Genomic DNA, 14,074 nt, shown 5'->3' with positions numbered 1-14,074 from the left:
CGATGGTCAATAACAACCAAAAAGACTCATCCCTCCCGCAGTGGCCCGAGGCCGCGCAAACCTTGATGGCGCTGATGCACGCCCAAGGCGAAGTCGCCCGCCTCAGTGAGCGCGAACAACTGTTCAGCTCGCTTCTGGTCAGCGTCAACGCCGTGCTATGGGCCTTCAACTGGGAAACCCGTCAGGTGCTGTACGTCAGCCCGGCCTATGAGCGGATTTTCGGCCGCTCAGCAGGGCTCTTGCTCGCCGACTACAACCAGTGGCGCGACAGCATCTACCCTGATGATCTGGACTACGCCGAACGCAGCCTCGCCGAAGTGCTGCACCAAGGCGCCGTGGAAGATCGCGAGTACCGCATCATCGCCGCCGACGGCCAGGTGCGCTGGCTCAGCGACAAATGCTTTATCAATCGTCAGGACGAACCCGGGCAACCGGTGATTATCGTCGGCATTGCCGAGGACATCACCGACAAGAAGCAGATGGAAACCGAACTGCAACGCCTGGCCACCACCGACGTGCTGACTCAAAGCAGCAACCGCCGACACTTCTTCGAATGCGCCCATCACGAATTCGAACAGGCACGCCTGCAAGGCGCGCAGCTGGCCTTTCTGCTGCTGGATATCGATGACTTCAAAGTGATCAACGACAGTTACGGTCATCCGCAGGGCGACAACGTGTTGCAACAGATCGCCGAGTGCGGCCGTGGCTCGCTACGCCGGGGAGATCTTTTCGGGCGCATTGGTGGCGAAGAGTTTGCGGCGGTGTTTCCCGGTTGCGCGCCAGACATGGCCATGCAGGTAGCCGAGCGGCTACAACAGCAGATTCAGCGTTTGAACTTCAGCCATGAAGGCCAGACCTTTGGCATCACCGTGAGCCAGGGCCTGACCAGTCTCACGGTAGAGGACGAGAGCCTCGACAGCCTGTTCGCCCGCGCGGATGCGGCGATGTATGAAGCCAAGCGCCAGGGCAAGAACCGGATCATCTCAGCCTGCCCCCCCACACATAACCCATGTAGGAGCTGCGGCACGCTGCGATCTTTTGATCTTGCTTCTAAAAAACAGGATCAAAAGATCGCAGCGTGCCGCAGCTCCTACAGGATTGGAGTTTGTCGAGGCACGTTACTTACGCATCCGCATCAACTCCGGCAACCCGATCTTGAGCAACCGCGCCGTGCGACTCTTCGCCAGTTCCTCAACGCCCTCATGCTCAGTCAGGCGAGCCATTTGCGCCGCCATGTTCATCACCAGCGCCTCACGGGAATACACTCCGCCACCGAGCTGGTAGACCGAGGCAATCAACTCGCGCAGCTCCAGCGGCAGCCGCCAGCGAGTGCGTAGCGCCGAACCGTAAGCCGCGCCGAATTCGGCTAACGCGTCGCCGACTTCCTCCCACTCATCCAACTCACCGCCCGCCTGCTTCCACTCCTGCAAACAGCGCAGCAGCGCGAGATCGCCCAAGCAATGCAGCATGCCTGCGCAATAGCAGCGCTCCTGATCCAGATCGAGCAGACGCGCCAAGGTGCGCGCGTACTCGGCGGTGTGCAGCGACAACCCCCAATAGCGCTCGGCGTAATCCGCCAGACACGGATCACTGAGCTTGGCGCTGCGCTTGAGCGCCAGACCGAGAATCAGATTCATGCTCTGCCCAGTGCCAAGCCGATGCAGCGCCTGCGCGAGCGTCTGCACCGCCGTGCCATGGTGTTGCGCGGCACTGTTGGCGGCGGCGATCAACACGGCGGTGATCTGCGGATCGGTTTTTATCTCATCTTCCAGCAGCTTCAGATCAAGGCCGTTGGGATTCAGGCTGCGTTTGACCGCCACCTGCACATCGGTCATCAATGGCGCGCCGTCAGCCAACTCGCGGCGACGCTCAAGGAACACCGACAAGGTCATGCCTGGCGCCAATGTCGGCACTTCACAGAACACCTCTTCACCGGCATTGAGCAGCAAACCCTGCAAACGCTCGGTCAGGCTCTCCATGTTCAACGGCTTGGCGAGGTAGGCGGTGGGCGCCAGCGGCAGGGCTTCGCGCACGCTGGCGCTATCGGTACGGCTGCTCATCAGAATGAACGGCAGCGGCGGATTGCGTTTGCGCTGACGCACGCTGCGCAGCACGTTCAGCCCATCGGTGCCGGGCAGCTCCCAATCAACAATGGCCAGGTCATAGGGCACGTCACGCAGCATGTCGAGGGCCTGCTGGCCGTCGGCACACAGATCCACACGAGCATCGCAACGCACGTTCAGCAACACTTGTTTGAGCAGGTCACGAGACCATGGGTCGGCCTCGGCAATCAGCACTCGGGGTACGGCGGGTAAAACAACGGCAGTCATGCGCGCTCTCCCTTGCAATGCTTGAACCTTAGCCAATGCTGGCGATTCGATACAGCACTAAACCAAGGATGTATTTCAAGAGGCATAAAAAAAAACCCGCCGAAGCGGGTTTTTGTCTATCCGATCACACAGTGCCGGGCCTTACAGCTCCGAGAAGCACTCTTCGATGATCGCCAGACCTTTGTCCAGTTGCTCGTCCGGCGAGGTCAGCGGTACGAGTACGCGCAAAACGTTGCCGTAGGTGCCGCAGGACAGCAGGATCAGGCCCTTGTCACGAGCCTTGGCCACAACGGACGCCACAGCGGCAGCGTTCGGTTTGTGGCTGTCGCCGTTTTCGAACAGCTCGACGGCAATCATCGCGCCCAGGGCACGGACTTCGCCGATCACCGGGTACTTGGCCTGGATGGCTTTGAGGCCAGTGACCAGACGCTCGCCAACAGCCTTGCAGCGGTCCAGCAATTGTTCTTCTTCGAACACTTCCATCACGGCTAGGGCCGCGGCGCAAGCGATAGGGCTACCGGCGTAGGTGCCGCCCAGGCCGCCTGGAGCGATGGCGTCCATGTACTCGGCCTTGCCGCAAACACCGGCCAGCGGGAAGCCGCCAGCGATGGATTTGGCGAAAGTGGTCAGGTCGGCAGCAACGCCCATCTGTTCCATGGCGAAGAACGTACCGGTACGGCCAGCGCCGGTCTGTACTTCGTCAGCGATCAGCAGGATGCCGTGCTGGTCGCACAGGGCACGCAGACGCTTCATGAACTCCTTCGGCGCGACGTAGAAACCACCTTCACCCTGTACAGGCTCGATGATGATCGCAGCGATGTCTTTCGGCTCGGCGTCGTTCTTGAAGATGCGTTCGATGGAAGCGATCGAATCGTCGATGCTCACGCCGTGCAGTTCGTTCGGGTACAGCGCGCGGAAGATGCCGCCTGGCATCAGGCCCATGCCGGCCGAGTAAGGCACGACTTTACCGGTCAGACCCAGGGTCATCATGGTGCGACCGTGGTAAGCGCCAGTGAACGCGATCACGCCGGCACGGCCAGTGGCGGCACGGGCGATTTTCACGGCGTTTTCCACGGCTTCGGAACCGGTGGTGACCAGCAGGGTTTTCTTGGCGAAATCACCTGGCACCTTGGCGTTGATTTTTTCGCACAGCTCAACGTAAGGCTCGTAAGCCAGCACCTGGAAGCAGGTGTGGGTCAGCTTGTTCAGCTGTTCGGTCACGGCAGCGATGATTTTCGGGTGCACATGGCCGGTGTTCAGTACAGCGATACCGCCGGCGAAGTCGATGAATTCACGACCTTCAACGTCTGTTACGGTCGCGTTCTTCGCGGATTCGGCGAAGATCGGGTGAATCTGGCCAACACCACGGGGTACAGCAGCGGTACGGCGGGCCATCAGTTCAGCGTTAGTCTTGCTCATTACAGTCCTCATTCGCCGCTCATCGGGCGGCGTGGTTCAAGGATTAAGCGGGAGGAAGCGACGGTGGCAGCATGCGATGATCGACTGCCACGGCGTTCCCGGCCGCAGAGAAAATTCCGGTTTGAAACGACGCAAAGGGACAGCGCTCTCGTGCCCTTTGCGTTTGCAGCGATCCCTTTCTCGGCTTAGATGCCCAGGCAGAGGTATTTGATTTCCAGGTAATCTTCGATGCCGTACTTGGAGCCTTCACGGCCCAGGCCCGAAGCCTTGATGCCGCCGAATGGCGCGACTTCGTTGGAGATCAGACCAGTGTTGACGCCAACCATGCCGTATTCCAGGGCTTCCGCCACACGGAACACACGGCCCAGGTCACGAGCGTAGAAGTACGAGGCCAGACCGAACTCGGTGTCGTTGGACATCGCGATCACTTCGGCTTCGTCTTTGAAACGGAACAGCGGCGCCAGCGGGCCGAAGGTTTCTTCCTTGGCCACGGCTGCGTTTTTCGGCACGTTGGTCAGGATGGTCGGCTCGAAGAAGTTGCCTTCCATCGGCTTGCCACCGGCCAGCACGGTGGCACCTTTGGCCACGGCGTCAGCGATGTGTTCTTGCACCTTGGCCACGGCTTTCTCGTCGATCAGCGGGCCAGTGGTGGTGCCGTCTTCCAGACCGTTGCCGATCTTCAGTTTGGCCACTGCCACTTTCAGCTTCTCGGCGAACGCGTCGTAGACCGAATCCTGAATGTACAGACGGTTGGCGCAGACACAGGTCTGGCCGTTGTTGCGGTACTTGGAAATGATCGCGCCTTCGACGGCCTTATCCAGATCTGCGTCGTCGAACACGATGAACGGCGCGTTGCCGCCCAGTTCTAGCGAGACTTTCTTGATGTCCTTGGCGCATTCGGCCATCAGTTGACGACCGATTTCGGTCGAACCGGTGAAGGACAGCTTGCGCACGATCGGGTTGCTGGTCAGCTCGCTGCCGATGTCGCCGGCGCTGCCGGAAACAACGCTGAACACGCCCGCAGGAATGCCGGCACGCTGGGCCAGTTCAGCCAACGCGAATGCGGAGAATGGAGTTTGCGAAGCAGGCTTGAGCACCATGGTGCAACCGGCAGCCAGCGCCGGGCCGGCCTTACGGGTGATCATCGCTGCCGGGAAGTTCCACGGGGTAATCGCCGCGGTCACGCCGATCGGTTGCTTGATCACGATCAGGCGCTTGTCCGGCTGGTGGCCCGGAATCACGTCACCGTAGATGCGCTTGGCTTCTTCGGCGAACCACTCGATGAACGAAGCGGCGTAAACGATTTCGCCCTTGGCTTCGGCCAGCGGCTTGCCCTGTTCGAGCGTCATCAGGCGAGCGAGGTCGTCCTGGTTCTCGATCATCAGTTCAAACCAGCGACGCAGCTTGCCGGCACGCTCTTTGGCGGTCAGTGCACGCCAGGCCGGCAGCGCTTTATCAGCGGCTTCGATGGCACGACGGGTTTCGGCAGCGCCCATCTTCGGCACGGTGCCGAGGATTTCGCCAGTGGCCGGGTTATTGACCTTGATCGTCTGACCGTTGTCCGCATCGACCCAAGCGCCATCAATGAAGGCTTGCTGGCGGAACAACAGGGTATCTTTAAGCTGCATGTCGGCTTTCCTTAACAGCACCGCGGCCTGCGCGGAGCAAATTATGATTGTAGAAAGGCGCCTCGCAAGGCTGCCGTCAGGGAAATCAGTGACCGGGTGAGGCGCATAAGATAGTGCACGACTCGAAACACCTGCGCTTCAACACCCCATCAACGAGCGTTTGAAATCTCAAACGGATCGTAGGAGCAAAGGGGTTAAAGGACAATAGGGCGTTCGAAAAAAAGAACAAAAACGGCGTGTTTGTGGAAATTTTCAGATCAACGAGCAAAAAGCTCCAGCCGCAGCAAAACCATAGATCAGCCCCGCGAAAGCGCCAAGCGAGGGTTTTGCAGGACGTTACCGCTTTAAGGAATGCAGCGGATTTATCCCGACACGCGCACTGACAATACGCCCCAAAACCCAGCATGGACGCCCCGAGCCGACCTAGGTATGATGTCGCCCGCTGCACCAGTAGCTCAGCTGGATAGAGTACTGCCCTCCGAAGGCAGGGGTCGTGGGTTCGAATCCCGCCTGGTGCACCACTGATTTAAACGAAAAAGCCCCGGACTGTGATGGTCCGGGGCTTTTTTGTGGGCGTTGGTTTTCAGCCTGATCTGGCTAGCGATCCGGGGTGTGGGGATCGAGTACTCGAGCGATGTCTCGCGCGCTATGCAGAACCCTCTCTATCTGAACATCTCTCTCAACAAGTGAGTAAAAAATCAGGTAGCGACCGTGGGCGATCATTTTCAGCCCCCTGGCACACTCCTCTCGGGAAACTCCTTGATTCGGTTGGCTGGTCAACTGATCACAGCGCACACGCAACTCACCAACGAAGGTCCGAGCACGTCCAGGGTTGTCACGAGCGATAAAGCGGGCGATCTGTTGCAGATCCTCTCGAGCCATTGCGGAAAATAACAACCGCGTCATAAGCGATTTTGCTCAGCTTCGATGTCATCTATAAGCGCATCAATCTCAGCAAAAACGGTGTCGGCTGCGACCGCCGGACGAGGATCGTTACGACTTGCAGCGATTGCCTCGCGCAATTCAGCCGCTCGCAAGCGATCCAGCAACTCCTGATAAGTGGCATGGGCCAAGAGATAGGCAGCTGGGCGATTATGGTTGAGAACGGCGATGGGCTCCGAACCGGCAAGCTCGATCACAGTACTGGGGCTGCGTTTCAGTTCAGTAATGCTTACTGAACGACTAGCCAGCAGGTGCTCCATGACGCCTCCAAAAGTACGAAAAATAGTACCTTATAGTGCCCCTTTTCAGCACGGAGGGTCAACGAACATATAAATGGACAATGGCAGCTGGAAACTTCAGGGGGAGGAAATGATTTTTTAAAGGGAATTCCTCAAACAGCTTCACTCCGTCGTCCAATCAAACTCATCGTAATCCTCATCCTCATCCTCTTCTTCCTCCTCCCCAACCTCCTCTTCAAAGACGTCCTGTTCCTCAAGCACATCCTCTTCCTGCTGGCTCAGCAGAAACTCCTTACGCGCTTCAGTAATCGCGCGGCGCATCTCTTCGCCCTTTTGCGGGCAATTGAGGAGTTGGGCGATGCGGTCGATTTTTGGTGCCACGGTGTTCTCCAGCGCTTCAGCTATGGCCCGATAGTGCGCGTTTTTGCGGGGCAATGCCAAATGGCTGGGCGAACAGGCGGTCAGTTCTGCTGGATTTTTTCCAGTCGGGCGTCGAGGTCGGCGTTGGGGTAGCGTTTGTGCAGGTTGTTGAACAGGGTGTCGGCCGCTTTTGATTCGCCGGATTCGCGCAGGCGCAGGACTTCGCGCAGTTGTTCGTCGAGGCCGTTGGCCGGGGCGGCGGCGCGTTTGCTGGTTTTGGCTTCGTCGGCGCTGAACGCTTCGCCTTGCATCGGCGCGGCCATTTCTGCCATCGGCGCGGGAGCGGACAATGCTTCGGGCGCTTGTTTACGCGCCATTGATGCGGCGGGTTTGGCGGCCGGGGCGAAGTCGAATGACGGCTGCGGTTCGGGGGCGCGTTGCACCAGCGAGAGCATCAGGGCGACGCCGACGAGGCTGGCGAAGGCGACTTGCCAGCGCGGTTTGCGGCAGGCGTCGAGCCAGCGTTGCCACAGGCCTGGCTTCGGTGCCGGGACTTCTCGGTGGGCAGCCTTGAGGATGAACGCGTCGAGGTGCGCTGGCGGTTCAGCGTTGTGCTGTTCGCGAACATGTTTGATCACAGGATCTTCGGGTGTCTGGCGGGCGTCAGTCATGTCAGTACCTCCTCGGCCAGCAGCCGACGCAGTTTTTGCTGGGCGTAGCGCAAGCGGCTTTTGACGGTTTCCAGCGGTGTTTCGGTGAGGCTGGCGATTTGCGCCAGGTCGAGGTCGCCGTGGGCGCGCAGCAGGAACACTTCGCGCTGGTCGGCCGGCAGGGTTTGCAGTGCGTTTTCCAAGCGCTGGCTGTCGCGGCTGAGGCTCAGCAGTTGTTCGGGATCACTCGCCTCATCGCTGACCGCGTGCGCCTGTTCGTCGTAGCTGTCGTGCAACGGTTGATGGGCGCCGTGCTTGCGCCAGTGGTCGATCAGGCGATTGCGGGCAATCTGGAACAACCAGGTACGAAAGGTCGCTCGTCCTTGTGGCTGACTGGTGCTGCGGATCAGGCTCAGCCAGGTTTCCTGAAAGACTTCGTCGGCCAGTTCCGGTTTGCCGCTCAAACCGAGCAGAAATCGATAAAGGCCCTGACGATGACGGGCATACAAGATCTCGAACGCCGCGCCGTCGCCCTCGCGATAACGCGCCAGCAGCGTTTCATCGCTGCTGGCGGCCGGGCTGTCTGGCGAAGCAAACAGCTGACTGATGAAGCCTTTCAGACGACTCACTATTCAATCCGTCGCTCAGTGGGCAGCGTATTCGATGCAGTTGAAGTGCGCAGGCTCTGCGTCAGTTCGACCAGTTGCACGAACTCGTTGCGCAGGCCAAAACGATCATCGCCCCGCGCGCCGCGCGCCAGCGCTTCGGTGTCTTTCAAGCTGAAGTCGCCAGTGTAGCGAGCGTCCTTGAGTTGCTGGGAAAACGCTGCAACGGCGGCGGCAAAGCGCAGGTCTTCGCTGGCCGGTGCGACCTGATTGGCAATCGGCCGCTCGATCAGCCGACTTTTCCCACCTTCGGGCTGTTGATATCGCACACGCAGCATCGCCAATTCCCCGTTCTTCTCGGCAACAGCCGCACTCGATTTGCCGTAGCGCAGTGGTTCCAGCCAGCCCTTCTCGCCCGCCGGGACAATTTCATACAGTGCGGTCACCGTGTGTCCTGCGCCGATTTCGCCGGCATCGACTTTGTCATTGCTGAAGTCCTCACGCTTGAGCGCACGGTTTTCGTAGCCGAGCAGGCGGTATTCGCTGACCTGCGCCGGGTTGAATTCCACTTGCAGTTTGACGTTTTTCGCCACCACGGCAAGGGTCGAACCGAGTTGATCGACCAGCACTTTGCGCGCCTCGCGCAGGTTGTCGATGTAGGCGTAGTTGCCATCGCCGGCATCGGCCAGTTGTTCCATCAAGTGTTCATTGTAGTTATCCACACCAAATCCCAGGGTGGTGAGGGAAATACCGGTTTTACGTTTATCCACAGCCATTTGTTTAAGGCTGTCAAAGTCGCTGGCGCCGACGTTGAAGTCGCCGTCGGTGGCCAGCAGGATACGGTTGATGCCTTTGGGAATGAACGCTTGTTGTGCCATTTGATAGGCCAGTTCGATGCCCGACGCACCAGCGGTCGAGCCGCCTGCGGTCAATTGCTCGATGGCGGTACGAATCTTCGCTTTTTCCCGTCCGGAAGTTGGCTCCAGCACCACTCGGGATTCACCGGCATACACCACCAGCGACACACGATCCTGATCGCGCAATTGATCGACCAGCAGTTTCAGCGTGCTCTTGACCATCGGCAGCCCTTCACGGCGATCCATCGAGCCGGACACGTCCACCAGAAACACCAGATTGGCCGGGGCCAGTTCTGCTACGGCGCGGTCGGAAGCCTTGATACCGATGCGCAGCAATCGGGTGTGCGGGTTCCACGGTGACGCGGCCAGTTCGGTGGTCACGCCAAACGGCGAGCCATCGTTGGGCAATGCGTAGTCGTAGGGAAAGTAATTGACCATTTCCTCAAGTCGCACCGCGCCTTCCGGCGGCAGGCGTCCCTGATTGAGCAGGCGACGGACGTTGGCGTAGGCGCCGGTGTCGACATCGGCGCTGAAGGTCGAGACCGGGGTTTCGGTGACGCTGTGGATGGGGTTGTCGGCCAGCTTCTGATACTGCTCACGCTGCTCGTCGCGATAGCCTTGTGGATAACTTTCCCGCGCGGGCATCGCAGCGAAACTGGCGATCGGTGCCGGGCGAACACTGCGCTTGGCCATCGCACTGTCGGCCAGCACAGCTTCATGCTGCACCATCGTTTCAGGCTGAGCCGGCGCGGCAACGGATTCCGGATTGGACGAAACACCACAACCGGCGATGGCCAACAGCACGCCGACCGCAACAGGTCGCAGAAAAGGCAGGGAACGGGACATGGGGGCTGACCTCGGGATGAAATTGATCATTCATCCACTGAGACGGGCAGCCCTTTCAGTTCGGGTTAAACGCGACTGAAAAAATTTTCAGCGGTGATAACGCCGCACCGCACTGCTGTTGCGCAGCACATGGCCTTTGATTTTTTCCATCAGCTCGGCGCGGGTCAGACCGGCCGGCAGTGCGTCCGGGGCCAGGTCGAGGGCGTAGATCTGGATGATGTAGTGGTGCGCGCTATCACCCACCGGTGGGCACGGGCCCATGTAGTGAGTGTTGCCTTTGCTGTTGGTGCCGCCGACGCCTTCGAACGCGGATTTGGCACCGACACCAGCGGCGATCTGGCGAGTGGTGGCTTTGATGCCGTAGTGAATCCAGTGATCGACGCCCAGGCCTTTCTGACCGTCCGGGTCGTGCATGACGATCGCGTAGCTTTGTGTACCGGCAGGGCCGGCGTTCCAGCTCAGCGCCGGCGACTGGTTCTTGCCGCCGCAACCGGCTGCATCGCTGGCCGCTGCCGAGGTGAACAGACGGTTATCGGACACACCAGGGATGCTGAGGGTGAAGCGCTCCTGGGCGGCCTGCGCCGGAAACTGCACGCAAAGGGCGACGGCAACGGCCGCCAGCCAAGGGTTGAGAGAGGTCAATCGGGTCATTCCGGGAGCACCTTGTGCAGTGGGGCCGTCGTCGGCCTGCAAACTATAGCTGTACCGTTCGTGCCGTGGCAGTGGCAAATGGCTGAACCTCGCACTGTTGCGCAAACTCGTAAGAGAAATGCCCGCGAGGAAGTCGAACATGTCCCTGCACCGTGTCGCCCGTTTTGCAGATGTCCCGCAAGACCGTGGCCTGGAAGTCAAAATCGGCGATTTGAAGATCGTTGTGCTGCGCGCCGCCGGCCAATTACGTGCGTTTCAGGGCGAATGCCCACATGCCGGCGCGCCATTGGCGGACGGCGCGTTGTGTCATGGTCGGCTGATCTGCCCATGGCACAAGGCTGCTTTCCGTATTGAAGACGGCGCCTTATGCGAGCCGCCGGCCCTCGACAGCCTCAAGCGGTATCCGTTGGAGCTACGCGGCGAAGAGGTTTGGGTCGATGACCAGCCGATCGCCGATCCGCACACGCCACCGGCAGACGATTCACGCACGTTCGTGATTGTCGGCGCCGGTGCGGCGGGCACTGCATGCGCGGCGGCGCTGCGGGAAAAGGGATTTGGCGGGCGCATAAAAATGATCGACCGCGAAGCAGACGCCGGTTACGACCGCACCGTGCTGAGCAAATTTGTCCTCGCAGGCGAAATGTCGCCGGAAGAAACCCCGCCGCTGCGCGATGAAGATTTTTACAAAGAGCAGCGTATCGAACGCATTCAAAGCGAAATCACTTCGCTCGACGCCCCAGCGAAAACCCTTCACCTGAACGATGGCCAAACCGTGAATTACGACGCCGCAGTGCTGGCCACGGGCGGTGAACCCAATCCGTTGGAGTTGCCCGGCGCGGATCTGCCGCAGGTGTTCCTCCTGCGCTCAAAAGCCCATGCCGAACAGATCATGCTCGCGGCCCAACCCGATCAACGCGCGGTGATCATCGGGGACAGTTTCATCGCCCTCGAATGCGCCTCGGCGCTGCGCCAGCAGGGTCTCGATGTCACGGTACTCGCCCGCCACGCGATTCCTTTCGCCGCCCAGTTTGGCGAAGCCGTGGGCAAAGCCATCCGTGCGCTGCACGAAGAAAACGGGGTGAAGTTCATCACCGAGCATGAGGCCGTGGAGATCACCGGTCACGACAAAGTCGAGGCGGTTTTGCTCGACAATGGCTTGCGGATTGCAGCGGATCTGGTGCTGGCCGGCGTCGGCGTGCACCCGGCCACCGAGGCTTTCACGGTATTACCACGGGAGAAAGACCATTCACTGCGGGTCGACGGCGGCATGCGCGTATCGGAAGGTCTGTGGGCGATTGGCGATATCGCTACGTTCCCGCTCAACGGCCAGCCACAGCGCATCGAACATTGGCGCCTGGCCCAGCAACACGCACGAATCGCCGCTGCCAACATGCTTGGCGGCAACGAGCACTATCTGGATGTACCGTTTTTCTGGACGTGGCACTTTGGCAAGAACTACGACTACCTCGGCCACGCCGAGCACTGGGATGAAGTCGAGTTCATGGGCGAGCCCGAACAGCCGCCCTTCCTCGGGCTGTTCGGTCAAAACGGTGTTGTGGTGGCCGCTGTGGCTTGCGAAGAGGAGCGCGCCATGGCGCTGCTGGCCGAGCGAATGAAACAGCCGCTGTCGATTACAGAGGCCTGGCAGTTGATTCGCGAAGTCAGGTCATCCGGTTGACCGGCTCACGATTGTCGTCGTCTTCGGCATGCAAAAAGATCACTCTCGGGTGTTCAAGCGGTGCCAGCGGCGGCGGCAATTCGGCCTGCTGCACCGGCCAGAAATGCGTCACCACATGGCTGATGTCGCCTTCCTGATCGTTGTGAATGGTCATCACCCCCGGGGTGCGCAGCTTTTGCAAGCGGTCGTCGCACAGCTTGAAACTCTTGCTCAGCCCCTCATCGTCGACCACCGGCGCCGGCAGTCGGCGCTGGGCGAAGCTGCGGCTTTTGCGGTGCTGATAACGCGCCCAAGTAATGAGGATCACCGCGTTCACCACCGCCACCCACAGATAAATCTGCAAGGTGCCGAGCGCATCAAACGCCGAGCTATCAATGCGCGGCCCACCTTCGTGGGTTTCGACCAATGGCCACAGGCCTTGCACCAATAGATACAGCAGGCCAACCCAAGCGATAACGGTGAAGATCACATCGATCACGACCAGAAACGGCCGTTGGCGAGTCCGGATGATTTTCATTTGATGACCTCCTCTTCGTCGTCCCCGATCGGCTTGATGCCACGGTCAGGGCTGACCCAGCGCGCACGCTTCTGATGTTGGCCAAACAGCACCTTGGGAAAACTGACCAGCGTGGTCAGCAGGCTGACAAACCAGAACGCAATCGGATACCAGACCACCCAGAACATGGTCTTGCCCAACCCGGGCTCGTAGCGCCGGTCAATGATGATGCTGACGGCAAACTGCACCAGGCAGACAAAGGCCAGCAGCAACCCGGTAAACGCCGGCGGCATCAAGTGATCCACCGCAATGGCTTCGGGCATGACCACAAACTTGCCGACGCCCCAGAAGATCACCGACAACAGGAAAGTGAACGCCCAACCGGTGGACAGGCAGTATTCGAACAGCAACGGCCACAGGTAACGATGGCGGTACTGCCAGATGCCACGAATGTTCTTGAACAACACTTCGGCGCCGCCCTGAGCCCAACGCAAGCGCTGCTTCCACAGACCGCCAAGGGTTTCCGGCATCAGAATCCAGCACAGCGCGCGTGGCTCGTAGAAGATGCTCCAGTGATCGAGTTGCAGCTTCCAACTGATGTCGATGTCTTCAGTGATCATGTCCGGGCTCCAGTAGCCGACCCGGTGCAGGGCCGTGCGACGGAACGCGACGATCACGCCCGACACCGTGAAGATCCGCCCGAACACTCGTTGTGTGCGTTTGATCAAACCGATGATCGACGAGAACTCCCCGACCTGCACCCGCCCGACCAGCGTGGAGCGTGTGCGAATCCGTGGATTGCCGGTCACTGCGCCCAACCGCGCGTTATCGAGCATCGGCGCGACCAGATAGGCTGCGGTGTTCGGCGCCAGCAGCGCGTCACCATCGATGCACACCAGATACTCACTGCGCGCCGCGATGGCTCCCATTCGCAGGGCGACGGCCTTGCCCTGGTTTTCCGCCAGGTGCAGCACCCGCAGCCGTGGGTCTTCCTTGGCGATCCTGTCCAGCACTTCGGCGGTGTTGTCCTTGGAGCCGTCGTTGATCGCGATGACTTCGATGTTCGGGTAGTGCTGGGCCAGCGCCGCGTGAATCGTGTCGGCAGCGTTGTCGCCTTCGTTGTAGCAAGGAATCAGGATCGAGATCAGCGGTTCGCCCGCCAGCGGCGGCGGCAGGGTGTCGTCCTTCCACGGCCAGTGGCGTTCCCAGTGCAGCCAGAAATACAGGCCACCGGCAATCCACAACCCCGACATGAACAACGGGTAGAAGAACACGAAGTCCATCAGGAACTGGCCGGTGACGAGGAAAATCAGTCCCAGCGGCACGCCGAGGACGAGCGCCAGAACAAGCAGGGCTAACAGTCTATCCAGCAT

At 60.0% G+C, this 14,074-nt stretch carries 13 protein-coding genes, 1 tRNA gene and 1 pseudogene; 3 read left to right on the top strand and 12 right to left on the bottom strand.

Annotation, left to right across the window (positions count from 1 at the left end; genetic code table 11):
- Positions 1-2: 2 nt before the first annotated feature.
- Positions 3-989 (top strand): annotated as a pseudogene (locus tag ACA074_RS00895) (GGDEF domain-containing protein); the annotation flags it as partial.
- Between the two features lie 129 nt (positions 990-1,118).
- On the opposite strand, the gene ACA074_RS00890 reads toward ACA074_RS00895, so the two are convergent.
- The 3 genes from ACA074_RS00890 to gabD form a co-directional block, all read right to left on the bottom strand.
- A complete protein-coding gene (locus ACA074_RS00890; protein ID WP_489879619.1) occupies positions 1,119-2,330 on the bottom strand; it encodes an HDOD domain-containing protein in 1,212 nt (403 codons plus the stop codon).
- Between the two features lie 141 nt (positions 2,331-2,471).
- Entirely contained in the window at positions 2,472-3,749 is a 1,278-nt protein-coding gene (gene gabT / locus ACA074_RS00885; RefSeq protein WP_007917687.1) for a 4-aminobutyrate--2-oxoglutarate transaminase, read from the bottom strand.
- A gap of 185 nt (positions 3,750-3,934) precedes the next feature.
- Positions 3,935-5,377 (bottom strand): NADP-dependent succinate-semialdehyde dehydrogenase, encoded by a 1,443-nt coding sequence (gene gabD / locus ACA074_RS00880; RefSeq protein ID WP_401264704.1) that lies wholly within the window; start codon positions 5,375-5,377, stop codon positions 3,935-3,937.
- Positions 5,378-5,821: 444 nt separating this feature from the next.
- On the opposite strand from gabD, the gene ACA074_RS00875 reads away from it, so the two are divergent.
- Positions 5,822-5,898 (top strand) — tRNA-Arg (locus tag ACA074_RS00875).
- Positions 5,899-5,974: 76 nt separating this feature from the next.
- On the opposite strand, the gene ACA074_RS00870 is transcribed toward ACA074_RS00875, so the two are convergent.
- The 7 genes from ACA074_RS00870 to ACA074_RS00840 form a co-directional block, all read right to left on the bottom strand.
- A complete protein-coding gene (locus ACA074_RS00870) occupies positions 5,975-6,259 on the bottom strand; it encodes a type II toxin-antitoxin system RelE/ParE family toxin (protein WP_489879728.1) in 285 nt (94 codons plus the stop codon).
- Between the two features lie 20 nt (positions 6,260-6,279).
- Positions 6,280-6,579, bottom strand: a complete 300-nt coding sequence (locus ACA074_RS00865) for a type II toxin-antitoxin system Phd/YefM family antitoxin (RefSeq protein WP_187680290.1) — start codon at positions 6,577-6,579, stop codon at positions 6,280-6,282.
- 141 nt (positions 6,580-6,720) lie between these two features.
- Positions 6,721-6,999, bottom strand: a complete 279-nt coding sequence (locus ACA074_RS00860) for a hypothetical protein (protein WP_497618174.1) — start codon at positions 6,997-6,999, stop codon at positions 6,721-6,723.
- A 20-nt stretch (positions 7,000-7,019) separates the two neighbouring features.
- Entirely contained in the window at positions 7,020-7,589 is a 570-nt protein-coding gene (locus tag ACA074_RS00855; protein WP_489879618.1) for a hypothetical protein, read from the bottom strand.
- Positions 7,586-8,167 (bottom strand): RNA polymerase sigma factor, encoded by a 582-nt coding sequence (locus tag ACA074_RS00850; protein WP_401264845.1) that lies wholly within the window; start codon positions 8,165-8,167, stop codon positions 7,586-7,588. The genes ACA074_RS00855 and ACA074_RS00850 overlap by 4 nt, the downstream gene beginning before the upstream one ends.
- 29 nt (positions 8,168-8,196) lie before the next feature.
- The gene (locus tag ACA074_RS00845; protein ID WP_497678262.1) at positions 8,197-9,876 is read right to left on the bottom strand and encodes a vWA domain-containing protein; all 1,680 of its coding nucleotides are present in this window, start codon (positions 9,874-9,876) and stop codon (positions 8,197-8,199) included.
- Between the two features lie 87 nt (positions 9,877-9,963).
- On the bottom strand, positions 9,964-10,527 hold the full coding sequence (locus ACA074_RS00840; RefSeq protein ID WP_187680295.1) for a YbhB/YbcL family Raf kinase inhibitor-like protein: 564 nt from the start codon (positions 10,525-10,527) through the stop codon (positions 9,964-9,966).
- 139 nt (positions 10,528-10,666) lie between these two features.
- Here ACA074_RS00840 and ACA074_RS00835 point away from each other — a divergent pair, with 139 nt between their 5' ends.
- Entirely contained in the window at positions 10,667-12,205 is a 1,539-nt protein-coding gene (locus ACA074_RS00835) for an FAD-dependent oxidoreductase (RefSeq protein WP_497678261.1), read from the top strand.
- On the opposite strand, the gene pgaD is transcribed toward ACA074_RS00835, so the two are convergent.
- Both pgaD and pgaC read right to left on the bottom strand, forming a co-directional pair.
- Complete coding sequence (pgaD, locus tag ACA074_RS00830; protein WP_187680297.1) at positions 12,189-12,722, bottom strand: poly-beta-1,6-N-acetyl-D-glucosamine biosynthesis protein PgaD; 534 nt, start codon at positions 12,720-12,722, stop codon at positions 12,189-12,191. The two genes, ACA074_RS00835 and pgaD, sit on opposite strands and share 17 nt — an antisense overlap.
- Positions 12,719-14,074 (bottom strand): poly-beta-1,6-N-acetyl-D-glucosamine synthase, encoded by a 1,356-nt coding sequence (pgaC, locus tag ACA074_RS00825; protein ID WP_187680298.1) that lies wholly within the window; start codon positions 14,072-14,074, stop codon positions 12,719-12,721. Before pgaC ends, pgaD begins: the two co-directional genes overlap by 4 nt.

Source organism: Pseudomonas sp. LBUM1655 (assembly GCF_059716085.1).
The sequence above is the reverse complement of the archived record's forward strand: the minus strand, read 5'-3'. Positions and strand labels throughout refer to the sequence as shown.

What these genes read in the sequence shown, in the direction of transcription:
- ACA074_RS00890 (WP_489879619.1), bottom strand. Translation starts at nt 2,330, where the DNA reads ATGACTGCCGTTGTTTTACCCGCCGTACCCCGAGTGCTGATTGCCGAG.
- gabT (WP_007917687.1), bottom strand. Translation starts at nt 3,749, where the DNA reads ATGAGCAAGACTAACGCTGAACTGATGGCCCGCCGTACCGCTGCTGTA.
- gabD (WP_401264704.1), bottom strand. Translation starts at nt 5,377, where the DNA reads ATGCAGCTTAAAGATACCCTGTTGTTCCGCCAGCAAGCCTTCATTGAT.
- ACA074_RS00870 (WP_489879728.1), bottom strand. Translation starts at nt 6,259, where the DNA reads ATGGCTCGAGAGGATCTGCAACAGATCGCCCGCTTTATCGCTCGTGAC.
- ACA074_RS00865 (WP_187680290.1), bottom strand. Translation starts at nt 6,579, where the DNA reads ATGGAGCACCTGCTGGCTAGTCGTTCAGTAAGCATTACTGAACTGAAA.
- ACA074_RS00855 (WP_489879618.1), bottom strand. Translation starts at nt 7,589, where the DNA reads ATGACTGACGCCCGCCAGACACCCGAAGATCCTGTGATCAAACATGTT.
- ACA074_RS00845 (WP_497678262.1), bottom strand. Translation starts at nt 9,876, where the DNA reads ATGTCCCGTTCCCTGCCTTTTCTGCGACCTGTTGCGGTCGGCGTGCTG.
- ACA074_RS00840 (WP_187680295.1), bottom strand. Translation starts at nt 10,527, where the DNA reads ATGACCCGATTGACCTCTCTCAACCCTTGGCTGGCGGCCGTTGCCGTC.
- ACA074_RS00835 (WP_497678261.1), top strand. Translation starts at nt 10,667, where the DNA reads ATGTCCCTGCACCGTGTCGCCCGTTTTGCAGATGTCCCGCAAGACCGT.
- pgaD (WP_187680297.1), bottom strand. Translation starts at nt 12,722, where the DNA reads ATGAAAATCATCCGGACTCGCCAACGGCCGTTTCTGGTCGTGATCGAT.
- pgaC (WP_187680298.1), bottom strand. Translation starts at nt 14,074, where the DNA reads ATGCTGGATAGACTGTTAGCCCTGCTTGTTCTGGCGCTCGTCCTCGGC.